Genomic DNA, 806 nt, shown 5'->3' on the forward strand with positions numbered 1-806 from the left:
GGTCGATGCCGAGCTTGTCCGCGGCCGGTCCGAGCAGCGGCACGATGATGAAGGCGAGCTCGAAGAAGTCGAGGAAGAAGGCGAGCAGGAAGACCATCACGTTGACGACGATCAGGAAGCCCGTCGCGCCGCCGGGCAGGCCGACCAGCAGGTGCTCGACCCACAGGTGGCCGTTGACGCCGTAGAAGGTCAGCGAGAACACCCGCGCGCCGACCAGGATGAACAGCACGAAGGCGGAGAGCTTGGCGGTCGACTCCGTCGCCTGCCGGAGCAGGTCGAAGGTCATGCGCTTCTTGCCCCAGGCGAGCAGGATCGCGCCGGCCGCGCCCATGGCGCCGCCCTCGGTCGGGGTGGCGAGGCCGATGAAGATGGTGCCGAGCACGAGGAAGATCAGGGCCAGCGGCGGCACCATCACGAAGATCACCTGCTCGGTCATGCGCGACAGCAGGTTGAGCTTCAGGAACTTGTTGGCGAGCGCGATGACGAAGGCGACCGCGACCATGATCGACATGGTCAGAATGACGAAGTCGGCGCCGGCATTGAGCTTGGTGAAGAGCTTCATGTAGGCGTAGGCGACCGCGAAGCAGAGGATCGTCACCACCAGCAGCGAGAAGCGCCGGATCTTGCCGTCGGCATCGCGCAGGGTCTGGGCCTCCGGCGGCAGGCCGGGCGCACGCTTCGGATAGACGATGGTGATCAGGAAGACGTAGCCGGCATACATCGCCGACAGCACGAGGCCCGGGATGAAGGCACCCTCGTACATGTCGCCGACCGAGCGGCCGAGCTGGTCGGCGAGCACGATCAGC

1 protein-coding gene is annotated in these 806 nt (G+C 66.0%); it reads right to left on the reverse strand.

Annotation, left to right across the window (positions count from 1 at the left end; all coding sequences use genetic code 11):
* Positions 1–806, reverse strand: an 806-nt coding sequence (locus tag RKE40_RS29615) for a TRAP transporter large permease subunit (RefSeq protein ID WP_316021732.1), incomplete at both ends; no start/stop codon positions are given.

The sequence above is a fragment of the Allobosea rubneri genome (assembly GCF_032464875.1).
Taxonomy (GTDB): Bacteria; Pseudomonadota; Alphaproteobacteria; order Rhizobiales; family Beijerinckiaceae; genus Allobosea; species Allobosea rubneri.